We start from the raw sequence: 19,074 nt of genomic DNA, 5'->3' as shown, positions 1-19,074 counted from the left end.
TTCTCGATACTAATTTTTTCATACTTCAAAAATTCACTCGAAATGACCGTTTTTGACTTTACTTACTTTCATCAATGAACAAATAATTCAAATTAAGCGCGTTAAATCCTTTATTGAATTCTTGAAGTTCAGATGATATTACGCTATCAAATATTTGAAGCTCTTTATTGATCTTAGCTGTCAATTCGTTCTTTACAGCAATATCTTGTTCCGTTGGCGGAAAATCATCTATAGAAACCAAACTATTTAAATGACCTAACTTATTGGTCAATTTAATTGGAAAATTTAAAGGATCCTGACCACTTCTATTTTGAGTTTGGTATAATGCCTTCTCTACCTCACCCAGCTTTTCTTTCATGGCTTTGGCTTTCTCTACCAAATCTTTGGTACGATCATCATCCTTATATTGTTCTGTAAACGAATTCAGTTGCTTCGTAACATTTCTTATTTTCTTAATAGATTGATGTGCATTTTCAATGGTAGTATTAATATCTGTGATAAAATCGAATTGTTGTTGCATTTCCGCTACTGAACTTTCAGCTCTTGGGTCTGGTAAAATGGTGAACGTTTCGCTACTATTTGTTCCGTTCACATTTAAGTGTACTTTGTAATCCCCAGGTACGGCTTTTGCACCATCAAAATTGGCCCACCAGAAAATCATTCCTTCTAATTTGGTAGCACCTTTACCACGCGTATCCCAAACAAAAGTGTTGCCTCCTTTTTTAAGGTCTAGTTTCTTCGCTTCGACTCCGCTCAGCGACCCACCTTTCTTCAAATGGTTTTTATAAAGCGCCAATGTATCACCAGCCATATTAGTATACGTTAATTGAACAGTGTCTTTTTCAGAATAGTTCTTCAAAAGAAAATGGGTAATAACACCGTTCTCCAAATTCTGACCTGAAGTTTTTGATGGCTTCTTACCTGCCCTACCTTTTGTACGATACGAATCTTTTGGCTTGAACAATATGGTATTCGAATTCTTCTTGCTTTCATCTAATTGATGCAACACCGTTAAATCATCTATTATCCAAAGGCTACGACCTTGCGTTGCCACAATTAAATTATCATCTTTAATAGTCAAATCTGTAATTGGCACAATAGGTAAGTTCATTTGAAAAGGAGACCAACTAGCTCCGTCATTAAAAGAAACGTACATACCTGTTTCGGTACCTGCATATAGTAAACCTTTCTTTTTAGGGTCTTCACGAACTACTCTTGTAAAATGTTCAGAAGGGATACCGTTCGTTATTTTTGTCCACGTATTACCGTAATCCGTAGTTTTATAAAGATAAGGCTGAAAATCACCTAGTTTATATCTTGTTGCGGCAACGTAACATGTTCCCTCATCAAAGCTTGATGGCTCTATACTGTTTATCATATTCCACTCTGGCATGTTTGAGGGCGTGACATTGTCCCAAGTTGCACCAGAATCTTTAGAAACATGAATTAATCCGTCATCACTACCTACCCAAAGAATACCTTCTTTCAACGGACTTTCATTTGCCGTAAAAATGGTACAGTAGTATTCTACACTGGTATTATCTTGAGTTATTGGCCCTCCACTAGAACCCAATTTAGTTGGATCATTTCTAGTTAAGTCTCCACTTAACACTTCCCAACTTTGCCCTTCATTTTCCGTAACATGCACGTAATTGGAAAATGTATATAATTTCTTAGGGTTATGTCTACTGAATAGAATAGGGAAATTCCACTGAAAACGATACTTCATAGCTTCTGCACCGGCACCCATTGGGTTGTCTGGCCATACATTAATACCCCTTACCGTTTTGTTTTTGTGATTGACCCTGGTTAAAAATCCGTCATAACTACCACCATACACAATATCATTATCTTTTGGGTCCACAGCAATCCAAGCAGATTCGCCACCTGCCGTAGTCTCCCAATTACTATCATCAATAGTTCGCCCATCACTTCTATGATCAATACGTAAGGTTGAATTATCTTGCTGTGCTACATAAATTCTATATGGAAAAGAGTTATCTGTTGTTACACGATAAAATTGTGCCGTAGGCTGATTGTAGTAAGTACTCCAGGTTTCACCACCATCATAAGAAATTTGAGCACCACCATCATCGCCAATGATCATACGTTGTGAGTCTTCAGGGGAAATCCATAAATCATGATGATCACCATGAGGCGCATTGAACGTATTGAATGATTTACCTCCGTCGGTCGACTTGTGGTAATTTACATTCAACACATACACTACATCTTCATCTTGCGTATCGGCATATACTCTTGTGTAATACCAAGCTCGTTGTCTTAGCTTTCTTTCGGAATTAACGATTGACCAAGATTTACCTCCATTTTCGGAACGGTACAAACCACCTTTTTCCTTATTCTCTACTATAGCCCAAACCTTTTCTGAATTCTTCGGAGATACGGCTACCCCGATAATACCCAAAGTATCTTTTGGAAAACCTTCATTTTTTGAAATCTCTGTCCAAGTTTCTCCACTATCCATACTTTTCCAAAGTGCAGAACCGTCACCACCACTTATTAAACTGTAAGGGGTACGTTGTGCATGCCATGTAGAAGCATACAAAATTCTTGGGTTGTTAGGATCAAAGGTCAAGTCTACCGCACCCGCTTGCTCATTTACAAATAGCACTTGTTTCCAATTTTTACCACCGTCTGTACTTTTATAGATACCTCGATCTTTCGTTGGTTTGTAAATATCCCCTAGAACCGCTGCATATACCGTATTATAATCTGTAGGATGCACACGAAGTCGTGGTACGTGCCTACTATTTTTCAATCCGGCAGTAGCCCATGTTTTACCTCCATCTTCCGTTTTCCAAACTCCGTAACCTGATGACACGTTACCTCTTAAAGTTTTTTCACCACCGCCAACGTATATTACGTTCGGGTCACTTTTTGCAACCTCAACGGCACCTATACTACCACCGAAATATCCATCGGAAATATTATCCCAAGTACGACCACCATCCAATGTTTTCCAAACTCCGCCACCTGCTGCGCCAAAATAAAACAAATTAGGCTCGCCAGGCACGCCAGTAACAGCTGCAGATCTACCACCACGAAACGGACCGATCAATCTATAGTCCAAGCTAGAATATAGCTCTTCAGGATACGTTGGTGCTGTACTTTGAGATTTATTTCTTCTTTGAGATAATAATGATAATGGTAATAGAAAACAAGCCAGCATGAGTATGCCAGCATTGGTAAGGTGCTTTTTCATTTTGATAGTTTGATGTTAGTCTCCTCTAAAATTAAACATTTTGTTACGCAAATGTTGATTTTAAGATTTTATTAGCATCTCTTAAGAAGTACATTTATCAAATTATCAATCCAACTATCTTTTCAATCATTAATTATCAAAAGCAAAAACAAAATACTACTTTCTTCCTATACACAATCAGGTTCGATAGAATCTCATAAATACAATCAGATTTAAGCTGATTGGTCATATTTTACAAACTTAGAATCATTTTCTTTAAGAAGTTTTAAATAGGTAATTTGATTAGAAATCAATTCTTTAAGTTTCCACACCAATAAAAAAATGGCACCGGCAATTAATTGCGATAAAATAAAATTCATAATCGTATTCTTTAGCGTTTCTAACACTACTTACGAAAGAATTTTGAAAAGGTTTTATTTATCAGGGGCTTAAACCAAATTGGTATTAATCTCTTTTCGCAAGTAATACCCTGTAACAATAGTTGCAAGAACATCTGCAATGGGGAAAGAAATCCAGACACCAAGTTCTCCTAGATAATTTGGCAGAATTAAGATTAGAGGAATAAAGAAAAAGCCTTGTCTACATAACGTCAATAACAATGCGGGCACGGGTTTTCCTATTGCTTGGAAATAAGCGGCACCAATAAGTTGAAGTGCAATAATGGGAGTAGCAGCAAATACCCAACGCATAGCAGACGGTGTGTTTTCTAAAACAAAGGCGTTTGTTTCAAGCTCCAATGCACTCATATCTGGTTTATGGCTTAAAAAGAGACCGGCTATTTCTGCAGGAAAAATCATGAGTCCCGCGAAAACTAAAGTCGCCAATAGTGCAGCATATTTTATTGCGGTATATATAGATTCCTTTACCCTATCATATTTTTGAGCACCATAATTAAATCCTGCAATTGGCAAGAAGCCTTGTGTGACCCCAAATACCGGAAAAAGGGCAAACATCAACATTCTACCGATTATGGCATATACCGCTACCATAGCTTCTCCTCCCAAATCGAATAAAATATTATTCATCAACAGATAAATAACACTCACAACAGCTTGGCGAGAGAGCGTCACGACGCCAAGTGAGCTAATCTCTCTGATTATAGAAAATTTGATACGTAAATACTTCGGGCTTAGTTTTAATTCTGACTTATCGGACAGGAAAAAATAAACAATGTACATGAAGCACAGAAAGTAACTAATAGTGGTTGCCCAAGCGGCTCCTTCCATTCCGTAATCCATCACATTAATCAGCAAATAATCTAAGACTAAATTACCAATAGAAGGAATAATCATTGCAATCATAGCAAATTTTGGTTTGCCTTCCGATCGTATTACATTATTACCCATCATATTAAGACCTAGGAACGGTACACCATATAAAACAATAACATAATAGATTTTGGCCAATTCAAAAATGGAGCCTTTACCACCAAATGCAGGTATCAATGTGTCAACAAAGGTGAGCCCTACAACCACCATTAAAGTGGTGATCAAAATCGTAAACGATATCTGATTACCAAATGTACGTATTGCTTTTTCCTTATTATTAGCACCCAGAGCACGAGAAATAATACTGGCACCACCAATACCGATAGCCATACCCAATGCTCCTATAAAAAAGGAAATAGGTAACACTACGTTAATTGCCGCAATGGCAATTGAGCCGATCCAATTACCAACAAAAATAGAATCGACCAGTACGTTTAGCGACATTACCAATATACCTATACTTGCAGGTAATGCCTGTTTAATGAGCAAACTTGATATAGATTCCGTGCCCAATTGTTCTGCGGAAACGTTTGCCATTAGTGTGGTTTTTAATTAATTATATGCCTAGATTAAATTGCTAAACCGTAATCTCTTTATTTTGTTGAATTGCTGTGGCAATGTGGTCCCATAAATTAATGCGCTGTTGCAACGCTTTTTCAGAGCATTCTAAAACGTCATGCCATTTCGTCTCATCATCTCTGCATAATTCTTGAATCATTTTTAGTGATAGCGGACCGTGGTCATCCCCATCTAACTCAATATGCCTTCTTAAATAGTACTCCAGCTTAGGATATGCATCTTTACCAGCTTGATCAACAATTTTCAGAAACATATCTGGTATTAAATCTTCTCTACCAAAAGTAAAAGCTGCTGCAATTTTATGAGGTTGTTGTGTATTAATGGTTTCAAAAGTAAAACTCAAGAATGACTTAACCGCATCATTCAAATCAGAATTATCAATTGTTTTAAGAACGCCATTCAACTCATTCATTCCATTTAGGAAACCTGATATTTTAGTAGTATCCGCGCCTACCTCAACCATAGCGTCCAGGTACATTTCATAATGACTTTTTAAAACACCTAACTCATTAACATCAGTTTCCTCTTCAAGAACGATCTCATTAATAAACCGTGCGGTATTTGTATTCTTTACCGGTTTCCATGGCAATGAAATACAAGTTAAATTAATCTGTAATGCCTTTAAAAGCGACATAAAATCCCAAACGGCATATACATGGCTTTCCATGAATATTTGTATATCAGTTACTGATTTCAACTCCTTATAAAGTGCGTGATTTCTTAATTTTTCTCTTAACGGTTGTAATATAATTTCTATTTCTTGGATTTTCATAGCAGTGATTGTCTAAGAATTATAATATTTTATGTGCTTGGAGCTACATCTAACTTATCGGTAGATTGCCAATCATTTACCCATTTTGCCATAACCTTTACCCAAGCGTCGTTGTCGTTCATACAAGGAATATGCTTGTAATCTATACCACCAGCTTCCATAAACTGCTCTTTACCTTCCATTGCAATTTCTTCCAATGTCTCTAAACAATCACTAACAAATGCAGGGGTGATTACAGCCAATTTTTTCTTGCCTTCTTTAGCTAGTCTTTCAAACTCATAATCGGTATAAGGTTTTAACCATGGATCACCAGCCAAACGAGATTGGAACGAAGAACTTACTTGCTCTTCTTTTAAGCCTAAATATGCTTTTACCATTTCAGTAGTATCATAAACCTGATGTCTATAACATGTATTATGTGCAACAGAATTTACATTACAACACGTACCATCTATTTTACAATGAAAACTAGTAGGGTCACTTTTGCGAATATGACGCTCAGGAATACCATGATATGAAAACAAAATATGGTCATAATCAAAACCTTCTAGCCCATCTTTTATACTTTCTGAAAGCGCTTTAATAAACTCCGGATGCTTATAAAAAGCAGGTAACGTTGTAATTTTCATATCTGGAAAACCTGCTTCTTGCTCTTCCAACACTTTTACGACTACCGTCTCAAAGCTAGACATTGCATAATGCGGGTATAACGGCACCAAAAGCACATCATCAACTCCCTTGTCTTTAAGCTCCTGCATAGCTTTTTTAATAGACATGCTACCATAACGCATACCTAAAGCCACGGGCATTTCGGTCTGTGTTTTTAATTTATTTGAAAATCGCTCAGATATCACGACTAACGGAGAACCTTCTTCCCACCATATTTTAGCATACGCTTCAGCGGATTTCTTTGGTCTGGTCTGCAAAATAATTCCCCTTACAAGAATTGTTCTTAACCATTTTGGAGCATCGATTACTCGCTCATCCATTAAAAATTCATCTAAATACGGCTTAACATCCTTTGCGGTAGGACTCTCTGGCGAACCCAAATTGACCAATAATACTCCTTTCATAGCGTATGTGTTTGTTATTCGATTGCAAAAATAAGACATGCAAATCGATGATATTTTAATTTTCGGCAATAGTTTTTCTATACTCTCATAAAGCAATCTAATAACTGGTCAAATAATTTTTAGTACTGTTTAATTTTAGTAAGTTGTAATTCGTCAAAAACTATAACACATTTTATAATGAATACATTTTTTGATACAGTGCCAACGAATGCACTTTACTTTTTTATAGCCTCCACTTTAGGTGTTCTAATTGCGTATTGGATTATTTCTTTTTTGATTAAAAAATTTGGCAAAGACCCCAAATACTTAATACCACACGGTACGTTCAAAAAAATAAGCAGTCCAATATTTTTAATTATAGTTTCTATCTGGCTTCGATCACCCTCATTGCGCACATTGTTGCAATTAGAAGATTATAGCTATTATTTTAAAAAGGCAAGTACCATTCTATTTATTCTATCACTTACTTGGTTATCACTAAATCTTTTAAAAATTGTTAAGACCATAATAGTTAGTAATTACGATGTCAATGTAAAGAACAATTTAAAAGCAAGAAAAATTTACACCCAGTTCAACATTCTGGAACGCATATTTATTTTCATCATTATCATTTTTGCCGTTGGCGCAGTGCTCATGAGTTTTGAGAGTATTCGCGAATTAGGGGTCAGCATTTTTGCATCGGCAGGTGTTGCTGGTATTATCATTGGTTTTTCCGCACAAAAAATGATCGGTACCGTATTAGCGGGAATACAGATTGCAATTGCGCAACCTATTAAAATAGATGATGTTGTTATTGTTGAGGGAGAATGGGGATGGATTGAAGAAATAACCTTAACCTATGTTGTTGTGAAAATTTGGGATAAGAGAAGACTCATTGTTCCAACACCTTATTTTATTGAAAAACCATTTCAAAACTGGACCAAGACTTCGTCTGATATTTTAGGGACTGTTTTTCTTTATACAGATTACAACGTATCTTTTGATGCACTTCGTGAAGAATTGACCAAAATTCTTAATAGTACGGATCTATGGGATAAAGAGGTCAACGTACTTCAAGTAACGGAAAGCAAGCAAAATTCAGTAGAAATCAGAGCCTTAATGAGTGCCAAGGACTCCCCTACCGCATGGGACTTACGTGTACTTGTACGTGAAAAATTAATTACTTTTTTACAACAAAATTACCCTGAAAGTATTGCAAGAAATAGGGTTATGCTGGAAAAGGATACTAATATCCATTCTAAATAAAATGTATCCTAAATAGGGTAAAATATTAAGTGTTTAAAGCCGTTAATTTAATATTAAAATTATGGAATGAAAGTTTTAAAGTTCGCATATTTAAGTTTGATCGTATTTTCTTTTTTTAATTGTTCAAAAAACGAAGAAACAAAGGAATCAATCATACAACCAGAAGTCAACAAATCAGAAAATCCAGTCTCCTCACCTGAAATTATTGAAGAGGAAGTATATTTAACTGTAAATATTGACGTAAATAAAAATACTACCGATAGCGAAGATTGGATAATCATTCACGATGACAACAATAATTTGGTTGATTATAAATCATATGACAGTGGAGACGAAATAACTTTCAGTGCTTATCCCGATTCAATTACATCCTCATTGAGTATAACAGAGTTTAGTCAAGTTATAGATTATGTAAATGATTTAAATGATGGAACAAGCCCACAGACACGCTCTGAAATAGGCAAGAAATATGAGATTTCAACAACTAATGGCCTTAAAAAAGGAGATGTTTTTAACATTAATTCAACTGTATTAAATGAACCACAAAATCGAACTAAAATTGGCGAGTTCAATATAACGATTGAAGATATACCTCAAATTAAAAATTTAAATATTTCTACAAAAAATGGAGTTATACCATATAGCTATTCTCCTTCTTGGGAAGGAAATGAGCTAATAGATTATACTGAAACATTAATACAGAATGAAGGGGAACAAGAATATTTAATCTCCATAATAGACGGAAACTATACAAATAAGTATATTCTTTTTTCTAATCCTGAAAACCAAGATTTAACTATAAATTATTCTGAATTCAAACAATTTGAATCTACATTAGAAGTAGAAATTCCTTTAAATTCAAGTTATTTAATTAATATAGGAGGATTTGATATTGATGAATCCTTTAATTACTTCGGAGGTTTCAAATTACTAGATATTTCTTTAAATAGGAATAATATAAATTTAAACTTCATTACTTTAAGTTATCTGAGTAAATTTTCAAATTATCGTACACACTTTATTTTAGAGACATCAGATTACAGTTATTATAAAACTCAGTTTGGCTCAAAATTAGATAAGCTTATCATACCTAAAAATCCTAATTTCATAATAAATAACGAATCATCCTTTGAAAATTTTAGTTTTAGCACAACAAGTGATTTTAAATCTTCAATTTATACTTGGAGACATATTGAAGGTAATTACCCTTATGGTAATTACAACATAACTTCTCGAAGTATTGAAACTCCTAAAAACACAAAAAAGATTGTTGGTAGTATTCCATTAGAAATATTAGAAAAGTATCCAGACATAAATCTTGACAAAATTAAACCTTACAAAACTTTCTTAAATTTACAAGACATTAACTTTAATGAAACTTATCCATCAATGGAAGGAATTTTAATTTATAATAATTAAATGTTTAGAAGATTTATAACTGTCTTATTGATTTTCATAGGTCAAATTTTACTAGCCCAACAAATCACCTGCTCTCCAAAAGACAAAGCTACAGTTGAAAACAAGCTAGTAGAAATTGATGGAATGTATGATGGCAATTTCGGTGAAACTATGGTGAGCGTTGGTAAAACGTTTATGAAGACTCCTTATGTAGCAAAGACACTTGAAATTGGCGATACGGAAACATTGGTCGTAAATCTTCATGGATTAGATTGTACCACCTTTGTTGAAAATGTGCTAGACCTTTCAAAACTTTTAAGAGCTGACGACCTTTCTTTTGATGCATTCATTAAAAACTTAGAAACAATCAGATATAAAGACGGCGAACTAGAAGGTTACGCTTCTCGTTTACATTACTTTTCTGAATGGATTGCAAACAATGCAGAGAAAGGACTTTTAAAAGATATCACCGGTGAAATCGGTGGTGCTGAAATCACGAAAGACATTAATTTTATGAGTACCCATAGAGATTTGTATCCGTTTTTGGCTGATGACATGAATTACTCAAAAATTAAAGCTTCTGAAAACTATTTAAACAATCAGGCTATTTGTGTATTGGCACAAGATAAGATTGCCGAAAACGAACATTTAATTAAATCTGGAGACATTATAGCACTTGCTACTTCTATTAACGGATTAGATGTTACCCATACAGGTATTGCCACTCGCGAAAAAGATGGCAGAATTCATTTACTGCACGCATCTACAGGATTAATGCAAGTTGAAGTTTCTAAAAAACCACTCGCAGAATATTTAAAAAGTATTAAAAGCAACACAGGTATTATGGTGGCGAGACCACTCTAAAATTCTAACTTCCAGATAAGGCCAATAAATATTTCTTTGGTGTGGTATTATACTTTTTCTTGAAAGCAGCTATGAAATGACTAGAAGTACTATACCCTACTTTGAGCCCAATTTCATTGACATTATACTGACCGGTTTCTAAAAGTCGTTTCGCATAATCCATCTTATGATCAAATAAAAAACTGTAGACAGAATCGCCATAAATTTGCTTAAAACCTTCCTTTAAGCGCTTTAAACTTAAACCGACCTCACTTGATAATTCTGCCAATGTCGGTGGTTCTGCCATATTAGCTAATACGATTTCCTTGGCTTTTTTAATTTTTTTTACATTTTCCTCGTCGGCTAAATAAGGGCACTGTTCAATATCGGCATTTGGACTCCTATTAAAATACAAGGCTATCAATTCATAAATCTTACCTTTTACATAAAGCGATTTTATAGAAGGATGTAAATTATAATTCACGATCTGACTCAAAATAACCGCAATTGATGGTGAAAAAGGCTCTTGAGAATAGTATTTTTTCTCCTTATTATCTGCACTTAAAAACGGAATGTAATCTGCCTCTGCGGTAAATAAGGAATGAAATTTTCGCAAGGTCATTACCACTGAAACCAAAGATGATTTCGGATTAAGATTTAGATTCAAAGGTAAGTCTAACTGTGTGTTAAACAACAACAAAGAATTTTCCTCCTTTACATCTAAGCTATAATTTCCTTGGTTAAAATTATAGGTACCGCTACCCTTTAAACAAAAGTGAAACTGTATAAATCTTTTACTGATATCACGAGAATATTCAACTACCTTATCTTCATCATTTTGAAATTTAAGAACGTAAAATCCGTCTTCGATCAAAACTTCGTCATATGACCCTTGAGCGTTACTTTTTATATCCATTTTCTTCAATTGATTTTATATCTATTTAGAAAGTATCTAAATAAAATTGTACCTATTCACTGAAACCACCATAAAATTATGGCTAAAAAACTGATAAATATCATATTTTGATCAAAAATTCGGCAGACGACATTAATTGTACCTCTAGCGTTGTTTTTATTGAATGGATGCTCATATTTTTGTATCCGCTTTATGAAGGACTATCACATTTCTAAACATAACTCCTTTTACACCATTGGTCTTAACTATAAAAAGGCTGATGCTGAGGCTCGTGGTAAATTTAGTTTAGACGAAGTTGCTGTAAAGTCACTTTTAGAAGAAGCTAAAAATCAGGGCATAGATGGGTTATTGGCAACATCAACATGTAACCGAACAGAGTTACATGGTTTTGCACAACACCCTTTTCAACTTATAAAATTATTATGCGACCATTCTAACGGAACTGTTGAAGCGTTTCAAGAAGTAGCATATGTGTATAAAAATAAAGAAGCTATCAATCACTTGTTCCGTGTAGGTACCGGTTTGGATAGCCAAATACTGGGTGATTTTGAAATCATCAGTCAACTAAAGCAAAGTTTTAAGCGTTCTAAAGAGTTGGGAATTGCCAATCCGTTTATTGAACGTCTTTGCAATAGCATTATACAGGCGAGCAAACGTATTAAGAATGAAACTGAAATCTCATCTGGTGCAACATCTGTAGCTTTTGCTTCGGTACAGTATATTATGCGTAATGTAGAAAATGTTTCAGAAAAGAACATTCTCTTATTCGGGACAGGAAAAATTGGTCGTAATACATGCGAAAATTTAATTAAGCATACAAAGAATCCACATATTACTTTAATTAATAGAACAAAAGGCAAAGCCGAGCAAATTGCCGGTAAGTTCAATCTTAAGGTGAAGGATTATGGCGATTTACAGTCAGAAATAAGAACTTCAGATATTTTGGTAGTTGCTACAGGTGCTCAAAAACCAACGATTACCAAAGAATTAATATACACCAATAAACCGTTATTGATTTTAGATTTATCGGTGCCAAAAAATGTGGATGCCAGCGTTTCGGAAATGGATAATGTTACTGTAATCCATTTGGATCATTTATCGCAAATGACGGATGAAACCCTAGAGCGTAGAAAGCAATTTATTCCAGAGGCGGAAGCAATAAACGAAGAGGTGAAAAACGATTTCAACCAATGGTTAGAAACTAGAAAATTTGCCCCGGTAATTAAAGCTTTAAAACAGAAATTGAAGACCATTAAGGATGAAGAGCTAGACTACCAATCCAAAAAAACGGTCGATTTTAATTCGCATCAGGCAGATGTAGTAACCAATCGCATCATTCAAAAAATAACCAAACAATTTGCAAATCATCTTAAGGATGACACGGTAGATTCCAATTCAAGTTTAGAATTTATCCAAAAAGTATTTCAATTAGAATTGGACGAAAAATGAGTAAAGTAATACGATTAGGCACACGCGATAGCGAATTAGCGTTATGGCAGGCAAATACCGTAAAAGATCAACTTCAAGCATTAGGTCATAAAGTAAAATTAGTCCCTGTAAAATCCACGGGAGACCTTATACTAGATAAGCCTTTATATGAATTAGGAATTACGGGAGTGTTTACCAAAACATTAGACGTTGCCATGATCAATGGCGATATTGATATTGCCGTACATTCTATGAAAGATGTACCTACCGCACTGCCAAAAGGCATTGTAAAAGCCGCTGTTTTAAAACGTGGTAATTACATGGACATCATGGCGTTCAAGGACAATGAAGAATTTTTAGGTTCTAGAGATGCCGTTATTGCTACCGGAAGTCTTCGTAGACAAGCGCAATGGCTAAATAGGTACCCAACACATGCCATTGTAGATTTAAGGGGAAATGTAAATAGCCGTTTAGAAAAGTTGTACAACAACGAATGGAACGGTGCTATTTTCGCAGCTGCAGGTTTGGAACGTATTGGTTTGGAACCAGAAAATACGATCGGACTTACGTGGATGCTACCAGCCCCTGCACAAGGAGCTATTATGGTAGTTGCCATGGAAAATGATGAAGAAATTCGTGAAGCTTGTGCTCAACTAAATCATGAAGAAACCGACACTTGCGTAAGCTTGGAAAGAGAATTCCTTAGAGAGTTGGAAGGTGGTTGTAGCGCACCGATCGGTGCATTATCCTACATCAACAAAGAAAACATTGTTACCCTAAAAGGGGTTTTACTAAATGTTGATGGAAGCAAGAAGCTAGAAGCTGAATTAACCGCACCACTAGGTAAACACCAAAATTTAGGTATTGACTGTGCGAAGAGCATTTTAGCTAGAGGAGGCAAAAGATTGATGACAGAACTGGCAAATGCCGGTTTAGAGATTAATGTTTTTTCTACTAAGAAACTGACTCCGCAACAACAGTTGTTATTGAATATATCCGTGAATGCAGATTCAGACGATTTTATAAAAATTAATCCGAATCGTATTTCACCCATCATATTGAAAAAGACCCACAAAAACGTTGTCTTTACCAGTAGAAATGCAGTTGAAGCTGTTCTAGCCAGTAGAAGTGCCGCAGAATTAGATTTTGAAAATATTTACTGTGTAGGCAGAAAAACGCGAAGGCTATTAAAAAATGCATTCGGTAAGATCACGCATTATGAAAACAATGCAAAAGATTTAGCCAACCACTTAGTGGAGTTTATTGATGGCACAGAGGTCACCTATTTTCATGGTAATTTAAGTTTAGAAGAATTGCCAAGCATCTTAGAGGAAAACAATATTGAGGTAAACGCCATAGAAGCCTACCGAACTAAACTATCCGGTAAAGCCATACCAGAAAGCGCAAAAGGCATCATGTTCTTTAGTCCGTCTAACGTAGAAAGCTATTTAAAAGAGAATTCTACTGACAGGGTTGCCTACTGTATTGGTGAAACTACTGCAAAAGCTGCTAGAGAACATTTCAAGGAAGTAAAAGTTGCCAAAATACCAACGGTAGAAAGTGTTATTGAATTGGTGAATGCGGATTATGAAGATTAGCTAATGGCTGTTGGCTATTGGCTGCTAGCCTTTGGCTGTACAATAAATTATGAGGGACTTTAAAAAGCTTGAAATATGGAAATATGGAATCACCATAGTTAAGCATGTTTATAGTTTAGTTCAAAAGTTACCAAGCGAAGAAAAATTCGGACTTAAATGTCAACTTTCTAGAGCCGCAGTATCAGTTCCTTCAAATATTGCAGAAGGATGCAGTAGAAATAGTGAAGTTGAATTTAAACGCTTTTTAGAAATTGCACTAGGTTCTCTTTTTGAAGTAGAAACTCAATTAATAATATCAGAAGAATTGAAATTTTTAGATAGCGGAGACTTGAAGTCAATTTTTGAATTGATTTCAATAGAATCTAAAATGATCAATAGTCTAATTAGTAAAATAAAAAATAGCTAAAAGCCAAGGGCTAGCAGCTAAAAGCTATTACAAGAATATGAGCTTAAAAAACGACTTATTTCTAAAAGCCTTAAAAGGTGAAACGGTAGAAAGACCACCAGTGTGGATGATGCGTCAGGCAGGTAGATATTTACCTGAATTCATGGCCATCAAAGAAAAATATGACTTCTTTACCAGATGTCAGACTCCAGAATTGGCATCAGAAATTACGGTTCAACCTATTCGTAGATACGGTATGGATGCCGCTATTTTGTTTAGTGATATTTTGGTAATTCCACAGGCAATGAACATTCATGTGGAAATGAAGCCGAATTTTGGTCCGTATTTACCGAACCCTATTCGCAATCAAAAAGATTTGGATAGCGTTATTGTACCAGATGTTCATGAAACATTAGGTTATGTAATGGAAGCCATTAAAGCGACAAAAGAGAAACTGAATGATGAAGTTCCGTTAATAGGTTTTGCAGGTTCCCCTTGGACGATTTTATGCTATTGTGTACAAGGTCAAGGAAGCAAAACGTTTGATAAGGCTAAAGAATTATGCTTTACACAACCTGTTGTTGCACATGAATTACTTCAGAAAATTACAGATACCACTATTGCATACCTTAAAGCAAAAGTTGCTGCAGGTGTAAATGCGGTTCAAGTATTTGATTCTTGGGGTGGCATGTTATCGCCTACCGATTATCAAGAATTCTCATGGCAATACATTCAGCAAATTATCGATGCTTTAAAAGATGAAGCTCCGGTTATTGTTTTTGGAAAAGGATGTTGGTTCGCACTAGGTGATATGGCAAAATCAGGCGCTTCTGCATTAGGTGTAGACTGGACCTGTTCCGCTAGAAATGCGCGCTATTTAAGTGGTGGAAAAATCACCCTACAAGGTAACTTTGACCCTGCACGTTTATTATCTCCACCTTCCGATATAAAAAAGATGGTACACCAAATGATCAATGAATTTGGTAAAGACAGTTACGTGGTAAATTTAGGTCATGGTATTCTACCAAATGTTCCTGTTGAAAATGCCAAGGCGTTTATTGATGCCGTAAAAGAATATAAGCAAGACTAACCTATTAAGGTTCAAAAGCTTTAAAGTAGCCGATATAATAATCGCATAATGAATTCATTTCAATTTCAAGATTTCGAAATAAATCCGATTTCAGAGAGAGATGGATGGCGTTTGTGCGATTTTATATCTACCAATGCAGACCATATTAAACGATACTTCCCTAAAACGGTTGCTGCAAATCTTAATCCCACCTTATCCAATATTTTTGTACTTGAGAAAGTTGCCGAATTTCTTTCAGGTAAAGAATACTTGTTTACCCTAAAAGAACCAGAACACAGAAAAATTATCGGTTTGGTTTATCTCAAAGAACTAAAACGAGCCGAAAAAGAAGCAGAAATTGCTTATTGTATTGACTACGCACACCAAAATAAAGGTATTACTTCTACCGCTGTTAAAACCATTTCAGAATGGGGCTTCAGCGAACAACATTTACAGCGACTCAGAATCATTGCTCATAAAACGAATCTTGGCAGTATTAAGGTAGCAGAAAATTGTGGTTATCTTTGGAAAGAGACACTATTAAAAGAACACACTCCGCCTAACGAAGACCCGTTAGATATGGAACTTTATGTTTTACAGAATGAAAGATAAATTTTACGCTTACATAGAACAACTTCAAGATACCATTACTTCTAAATTAGAGGAAGTAGACGGTACAGCTACTTTTAAAGAAGACATTTGGGTACGCCCAGAAGGTGGTGGTGGCCGTACAAGAGTTATTGAAAACGGAGCAGTTTTTGAAAAAGGTGGCGTAAACATATCCGGAGTACATGGCGAGCTTCCGGATAGTATGAAGGCATATTTTGGAGTAGAAGATGCTAATTTTTTTGCCTGCGGATTAAGTTTAGTATTACATCCAAAGAATCCAATGGTACCTACAGTTCATGCCAACTGGCGTTATTTTGAAATGTATGGTAAAGACGGCGAAATTGTAGATCAATGGTTTGGTGGCGGTCTAGACTTGACTCCCTATTACCTGTTTGACGAAGATGCCGTTCATTTCCATGAAGTTTGCAAAACTGCTTGCGACAAACATAATCCTACATTCTACGACACCTATAAAAAACGTTGCGACGAGTATTTCTGGAATACCCATAGAAACGAAGCACGCGGACTAGGCGGTCTATTTTTTGATTACTGCAAAGCAACCCCAGAAATGGATATGCAAGACTGGTACAACTTCGTAACCGAAGTAGGTAATAGCTTTTTAAATTGTTATGTACCGATTGTTATAAAAAGAAAAGACCTTGAGTATTCTAAGGAACAAAGGGACTGGCAAGAGATTAGAAGAGGTAGATATGTAGAATTCAATCTAGTTCATGATAAAGGAACTCTATTCGGTTTAAAGACAAACGGAAGAATTGAAAGTATATTAATGAGCTTGCCGCCACATGTGCAATGGGTTTATGACCATCAACCAGAAAAGGGTAGCGAAGAAGAACGTTTAATTGACGTATTGATGAAACCTAAAGAATGGGTGTAAGAATCATTCTATTTTGGAGTATGCTATACTTTACTCAACTGAGTATTGCACAAAATTCACACTACAAAGAAGCTTTTCCTGATAAAGTAACCGTGAGATTGTCTTTACAGACCACTTCTAATAGTTTTACGGTTAGGGATAAGATAACACGTAACAAAACCGAGTTTATACCCAACGACAAAAGCTATTTGGGACTGTCTGTTCTGTTTCGTTTTCTGGAAGTTGATTTTGGTTATGCCCCTAATTTTTTAGCGGAGAATAAAGATAACGGCGATTCTAAATTGATCACTTTCAATATTCGTACGTTCTTTGGTCAATACATGCAGACCTTGGACATCTATAAGCAAAAAGGATTCTTTGTTAGAACGGCAGATTTAACCTTACCTATCGATGATTTAAGGACCTTTAAAATTGGTGGAACATCTAGTTATATATTTAATCCTAATTTTTCGTTTCGTGCTATTGGGTTTCAGAATGAATGGCAAAAACAAAGTGTCGGTAGTTTTATTCCTAGCATATCTTACTACTACACTAAGTTTAGGTTAGAAGATCCCATATTGGATAATCAATTGGAGAAATCGTTAAAAGTTGCTATAGGTCCGGGTTACTATTACAATTGGATATTTGAAGAAAATTACCTCGTTTCTGCGGGAGCAACGGGCGGTTTAGGTTTCAATTATTCAAGTACGGACGGTAAGAAATCTTTTAACGGTTTGGCGCAACTTATTTTTAGAATGACTGGCGGTTATAATTCAGAGAATTTCTTTAGTGGCGTAAATATTAATACACAACTATTGAGTCACACTTCAGATGAGAATTTCATTTTGGATGACTCCATAAGTTTTCTTGAATTTTATGTAGGCTATCGTTTTGATGCACCTAAAAAATGGATTGCCAAAGCCGACGAGATAAGTCGTAAATTAGGGATTGAATAAACCTTAGTTACATGAAGCAAAAAATTTATCAAATAGATGCATTTACATCCAAACTATTTGGCGGTAATCCGGCAGCGGTTTGCATTCTTGAAAGTTGGTTAGAAACCGATTTAATGCAAAAAATAGCCGCTGAGAATAATTTGGCGGAAACGGCATTTGCGGTTAAGAATACTAATCATTATGAGCTACGTTGGTTTACCCCAGAAATAGAAGTGGACTTATGTGGGCACGCTACCCTTGCCACTGCCTTCGTCATCTTTAATTACTACGGTTACAATGAAAATACCTTAAGGTTTATTTCACCAAGAAGTGGAGAGTTATTAGTTCAAAAAAGTGAATCGGGATTATTAACTATGGATTTCCCAACGGATGATGTAACGCCCGTTTCAGAACAAACTAACATATCAAAAGCAGTTGGCAAGCAACCTGTAGAAACCTATAAAGGCAAAACTGACTACATGCTTATTTATGAATCTCAGGCTGAAATAGAAGCTATTGCTCCTAATTTTCATTTATTAAATGAATTGGATTGTAGAGGGGTGATTATCACGGCAAAAGGTAAAGAAGTAGATTTTGTATCTCGTTTTTTTGCACCGCAATGCGGGATTCCTGAAGATCCTGTTACGGGTTCTGCGCATACAACACTTACACCATATTGGTCAGAGAAACTGAATAAGAAAACACTATCTGCAAAACAACTATCTGAACGTGGTGGCGATATACAATGCGAATATCTTGGAGACCGCGTAAAAATATCGGGTAATGGAGTTTGTTATTTAGTGGGTGAGATAGAAATTTAGATGCTGTATAACTCTAATTGACCAATACAACCAATTAT

17 protein-coding genes are annotated in these 19,074 nt (G+C 35.5%); 11 read left to right on the top strand and 6 right to left on the bottom strand.

All coding sequences use genetic code 11. From position 1 onward, the window contains the following. Positions 1-58 precede the first annotated feature (58 nt). The 5 genes from UH1x_RS09650 to hemH all read right to left on the bottom strand — a co-directional run bounded on the left by UH1x_RS09650 (position 59) and on the right by hemH (position 6,915). Positions 59-3,190 (bottom strand): VPS10 domain-containing protein, encoded by a 3,132-nt coding sequence (locus tag UH1x_RS09650; protein ID WP_482626501.1) that lies wholly within the window; start codon positions 3,188-3,190, stop codon positions 59-61. 245 nt (positions 3,191-3,435) lie between these two features. Next, positions 3,436-3,582 (bottom strand): hypothetical protein, encoded by a 147-nt coding sequence (locus UH1x_RS09645; protein WP_482626369.1) that lies wholly within the window; start codon positions 3,580-3,582, stop codon positions 3,436-3,438. A 69-nt stretch (positions 3,583-3,651) separates the two neighbouring features. Then, positions 3,652-5,028, bottom strand: coding sequence for an MATE family efflux transporter (locus tag UH1x_RS09640; protein WP_482626368.1), 1,377 nt, complete (start codon positions 5,026-5,028; stop codon positions 3,652-3,654). 40 nt (positions 5,029-5,068) lie between these two features. Beyond that, a complete protein-coding gene (locus tag UH1x_RS09635) occupies positions 5,069-5,842 on the bottom strand; it encodes a DUF3050 domain-containing protein (RefSeq protein WP_482626367.1) in 774 nt (257 codons plus the stop codon). Positions 5,843-5,871: 29 nt separating this feature from the next. Next, positions 5,872-6,915 carry a ferrochelatase gene (gene hemH / locus UH1x_RS09630; RefSeq protein ID WP_482626366.1) on the bottom strand — a complete coding sequence of 348 codons (1,044 nt, stop codon included), beginning with the start codon at positions 6,913-6,915 and terminating at the stop codon, positions 5,872-5,874. Positions 6,916-7,092: 177 nt separating this feature from the next. Between hemH and UH1x_RS09625 the strand changes: the two genes are divergently transcribed. The 3 genes from UH1x_RS09625 (at position 7,093) to UH1x_RS09615 (ending at position 10,422) form a co-directional block, all read left to right on the top strand. Then, a complete protein-coding gene (locus UH1x_RS09625; protein WP_482626365.1) occupies positions 7,093-8,160 on the top strand; it encodes a mechanosensitive ion channel family protein in 1,068 nt (355 codons plus the stop codon). Between the two features lie 66 nt (positions 8,161-8,226). Continuing rightward, positions 8,227-9,579, top strand: a complete 1,353-nt coding sequence (locus UH1x_RS09620) for a hypothetical protein (protein WP_482626364.1) — start codon at positions 8,227-8,229, stop codon at positions 9,577-9,579. Beyond that, a complete protein-coding gene (locus UH1x_RS09615) occupies positions 9,580-10,422 on the top strand; it encodes an N-acetylmuramoyl-L-alanine amidase-like domain-containing protein (protein WP_482626363.1) in 843 nt (280 codons plus the stop codon). It begins immediately after the preceding gene. 4 nt (positions 10,423-10,426) lie between these two features. On the opposite strand, the gene UH1x_RS09610 is transcribed toward UH1x_RS09615, so the two are convergent. Continuing rightward, on the bottom strand, positions 10,427-11,317 hold the full coding sequence (locus tag UH1x_RS09610; RefSeq protein WP_482626362.1) for a helix-turn-helix domain-containing protein: 891 nt from the start codon (positions 11,315-11,317) through the stop codon (positions 10,427-10,429). A gap of 192 nt (positions 11,318-11,509) precedes the next feature. Here UH1x_RS09610 and hemA point away from each other — a divergent pair, with 192 nt between their 5' ends. Genes hemA through UH1x_RS09570 form a run of 8 tightly spaced genes read left to right on the top strand, consistent with a single transcriptional unit; the run spans position 11,510 to position 19,036 of the window. Continuing rightward, complete coding sequence (gene hemA / locus UH1x_RS09605; protein ID WP_482626361.1) at positions 11,510-12,766, top strand: glutamyl-tRNA reductase; 1,257 nt, start codon at positions 11,510-11,512, stop codon at positions 12,764-12,766. Then, complete coding sequence (gene hemC / locus UH1x_RS09600; protein ID WP_482626360.1) at positions 12,763-14,343, top strand: hydroxymethylbilane synthase; 1,581 nt, start codon at positions 12,763-12,765, stop codon at positions 14,341-14,343. Before hemA ends, hemC begins: the two co-directional genes overlap by 4 nt. Before the next feature lie 49 nt (positions 14,344-14,392). After that, positions 14,393-14,749, top strand: coding sequence for a four helix bundle protein (locus UH1x_RS09595; RefSeq protein WP_482626359.1), 357 nt, complete (start codon positions 14,393-14,395; stop codon positions 14,747-14,749). Between the two features lie 37 nt (positions 14,750-14,786). Further along, positions 14,787-15,818 carry a uroporphyrinogen decarboxylase gene (gene hemE / locus UH1x_RS09590; protein WP_482626358.1) on the top strand — a complete coding sequence of 344 codons (1,032 nt, stop codon included), beginning with the start codon at positions 14,787-14,789 and terminating at the stop codon, positions 15,816-15,818. Positions 15,819-15,866: 48 nt separating this feature from the next. After that, entirely contained in the window at positions 15,867-16,409 is a 543-nt protein-coding gene (locus UH1x_RS09585; RefSeq protein ID WP_482626357.1) for a GNAT family N-acetyltransferase, read from the top strand. Then, positions 16,399-17,301, top strand: a complete 903-nt coding sequence (gene hemF / locus UH1x_RS09580; protein WP_482626356.1) for an oxygen-dependent coproporphyrinogen oxidase — start codon at positions 16,399-16,401, stop codon at positions 17,299-17,301. The genes UH1x_RS09585 and hemF overlap by 11 nt, the downstream gene beginning before the upstream one ends. After that, a complete protein-coding gene (locus UH1x_RS09575; protein WP_482626355.1) occupies positions 17,292-18,236 on the top strand; it encodes a DUF4421 family protein in 945 nt (314 codons plus the stop codon). The genes hemF and UH1x_RS09575 overlap by 10 nt, the downstream gene beginning before the upstream one ends. A gap of 11 nt (positions 18,237-18,247) precedes the next feature. Further along, a complete protein-coding gene (locus tag UH1x_RS09570; protein WP_482626354.1) occupies positions 18,248-19,036 on the top strand; it encodes a PhzF family phenazine biosynthesis protein in 789 nt (262 codons plus the stop codon). The last annotated feature ends 38 nt before the right edge of the window (positions 19,037-19,074 follow it).

This window comes from Maribacter sp. UH1, assembly GCF_056839145.1.
Note: the sequence above shows the minus strand (reverse complement) of the source record. Positions and strands in the feature narration are given on the sequence as shown.

Coding starts and splice junctions, on each gene's coding strand:
- UH1x_RS09650 (WP_482626501.1), bottom strand. CDS start 3,190: ATGCTGGCTTGTTTTCTATTACCATTATCATTATTATCTCAAAGAAGA.
- UH1x_RS09645 (WP_482626369.1), bottom strand. CDS start 3,582: ATGAATTTTATTTTATCGCAATTAATTGCCGGTGCCATTTTTTTATTG.
- UH1x_RS09640 (WP_482626368.1), bottom strand. CDS start 5,028: ATGGCAAACGTTTCCGCAGAACAATTGGGCACGGAATCTATATCAAGT.
- UH1x_RS09635 (WP_482626367.1), bottom strand. CDS start 5,842: ATGAAAATCCAAGAAATAGAAATTATATTACAACCGTTAAGAGAAAAA.
- hemH (WP_482626366.1), bottom strand. CDS start 6,915: ATGAAAGGAGTATTATTGGTCAATTTGGGTTCGCCAGAGAGTCCTACC.
- UH1x_RS09625 (WP_482626365.1), top strand. CDS start 7,093: ATGAATACATTTTTTGATACAGTGCCAACGAATGCACTTTACTTTTTT.
- UH1x_RS09620 (WP_482626364.1), top strand. CDS start 8,227: ATGAAAGTTTTAAAGTTCGCATATTTAAGTTTGATCGTATTTTCTTTT.
- UH1x_RS09615 (WP_482626363.1), top strand. CDS start 9,580: ATGTTTAGAAGATTTATAACTGTCTTATTGATTTTCATAGGTCAAATT.
- UH1x_RS09610 (WP_482626362.1), bottom strand. CDS start 11,317: ATGGATATAAAAAGTAACGCTCAAGGGTCATATGACGAAGTTTTGATC.
- hemA (WP_482626361.1), top strand. CDS start 11,510: ATGAAGGACTATCACATTTCTAAACATAACTCCTTTTACACCATTGGT.
- hemC (WP_482626360.1), top strand. CDS start 12,763: ATGAGTAAAGTAATACGATTAGGCACACGCGATAGCGAATTAGCGTTA.
- UH1x_RS09595 (WP_482626359.1), top strand. CDS start 14,393: ATGAGGGACTTTAAAAAGCTTGAAATATGGAAATATGGAATCACCATA.
- hemE (WP_482626358.1), top strand. CDS start 14,787: ATGAGCTTAAAAAACGACTTATTTCTAAAAGCCTTAAAAGGTGAAACG.
- UH1x_RS09585 (WP_482626357.1), top strand. CDS start 15,867: ATGAATTCATTTCAATTTCAAGATTTCGAAATAAATCCGATTTCAGAG.
- hemF (WP_482626356.1), top strand. CDS start 16,399: ATGAAAGATAAATTTTACGCTTACATAGAACAACTTCAAGATACCATT.
- UH1x_RS09575 (WP_482626355.1), top strand. CDS start 17,292: ATGGGTGTAAGAATCATTCTATTTTGGAGTATGCTATACTTTACTCAA.
- UH1x_RS09570 (WP_482626354.1), top strand. CDS start 18,248: ATGAAGCAAAAAATTTATCAAATAGATGCATTTACATCCAAACTATTT.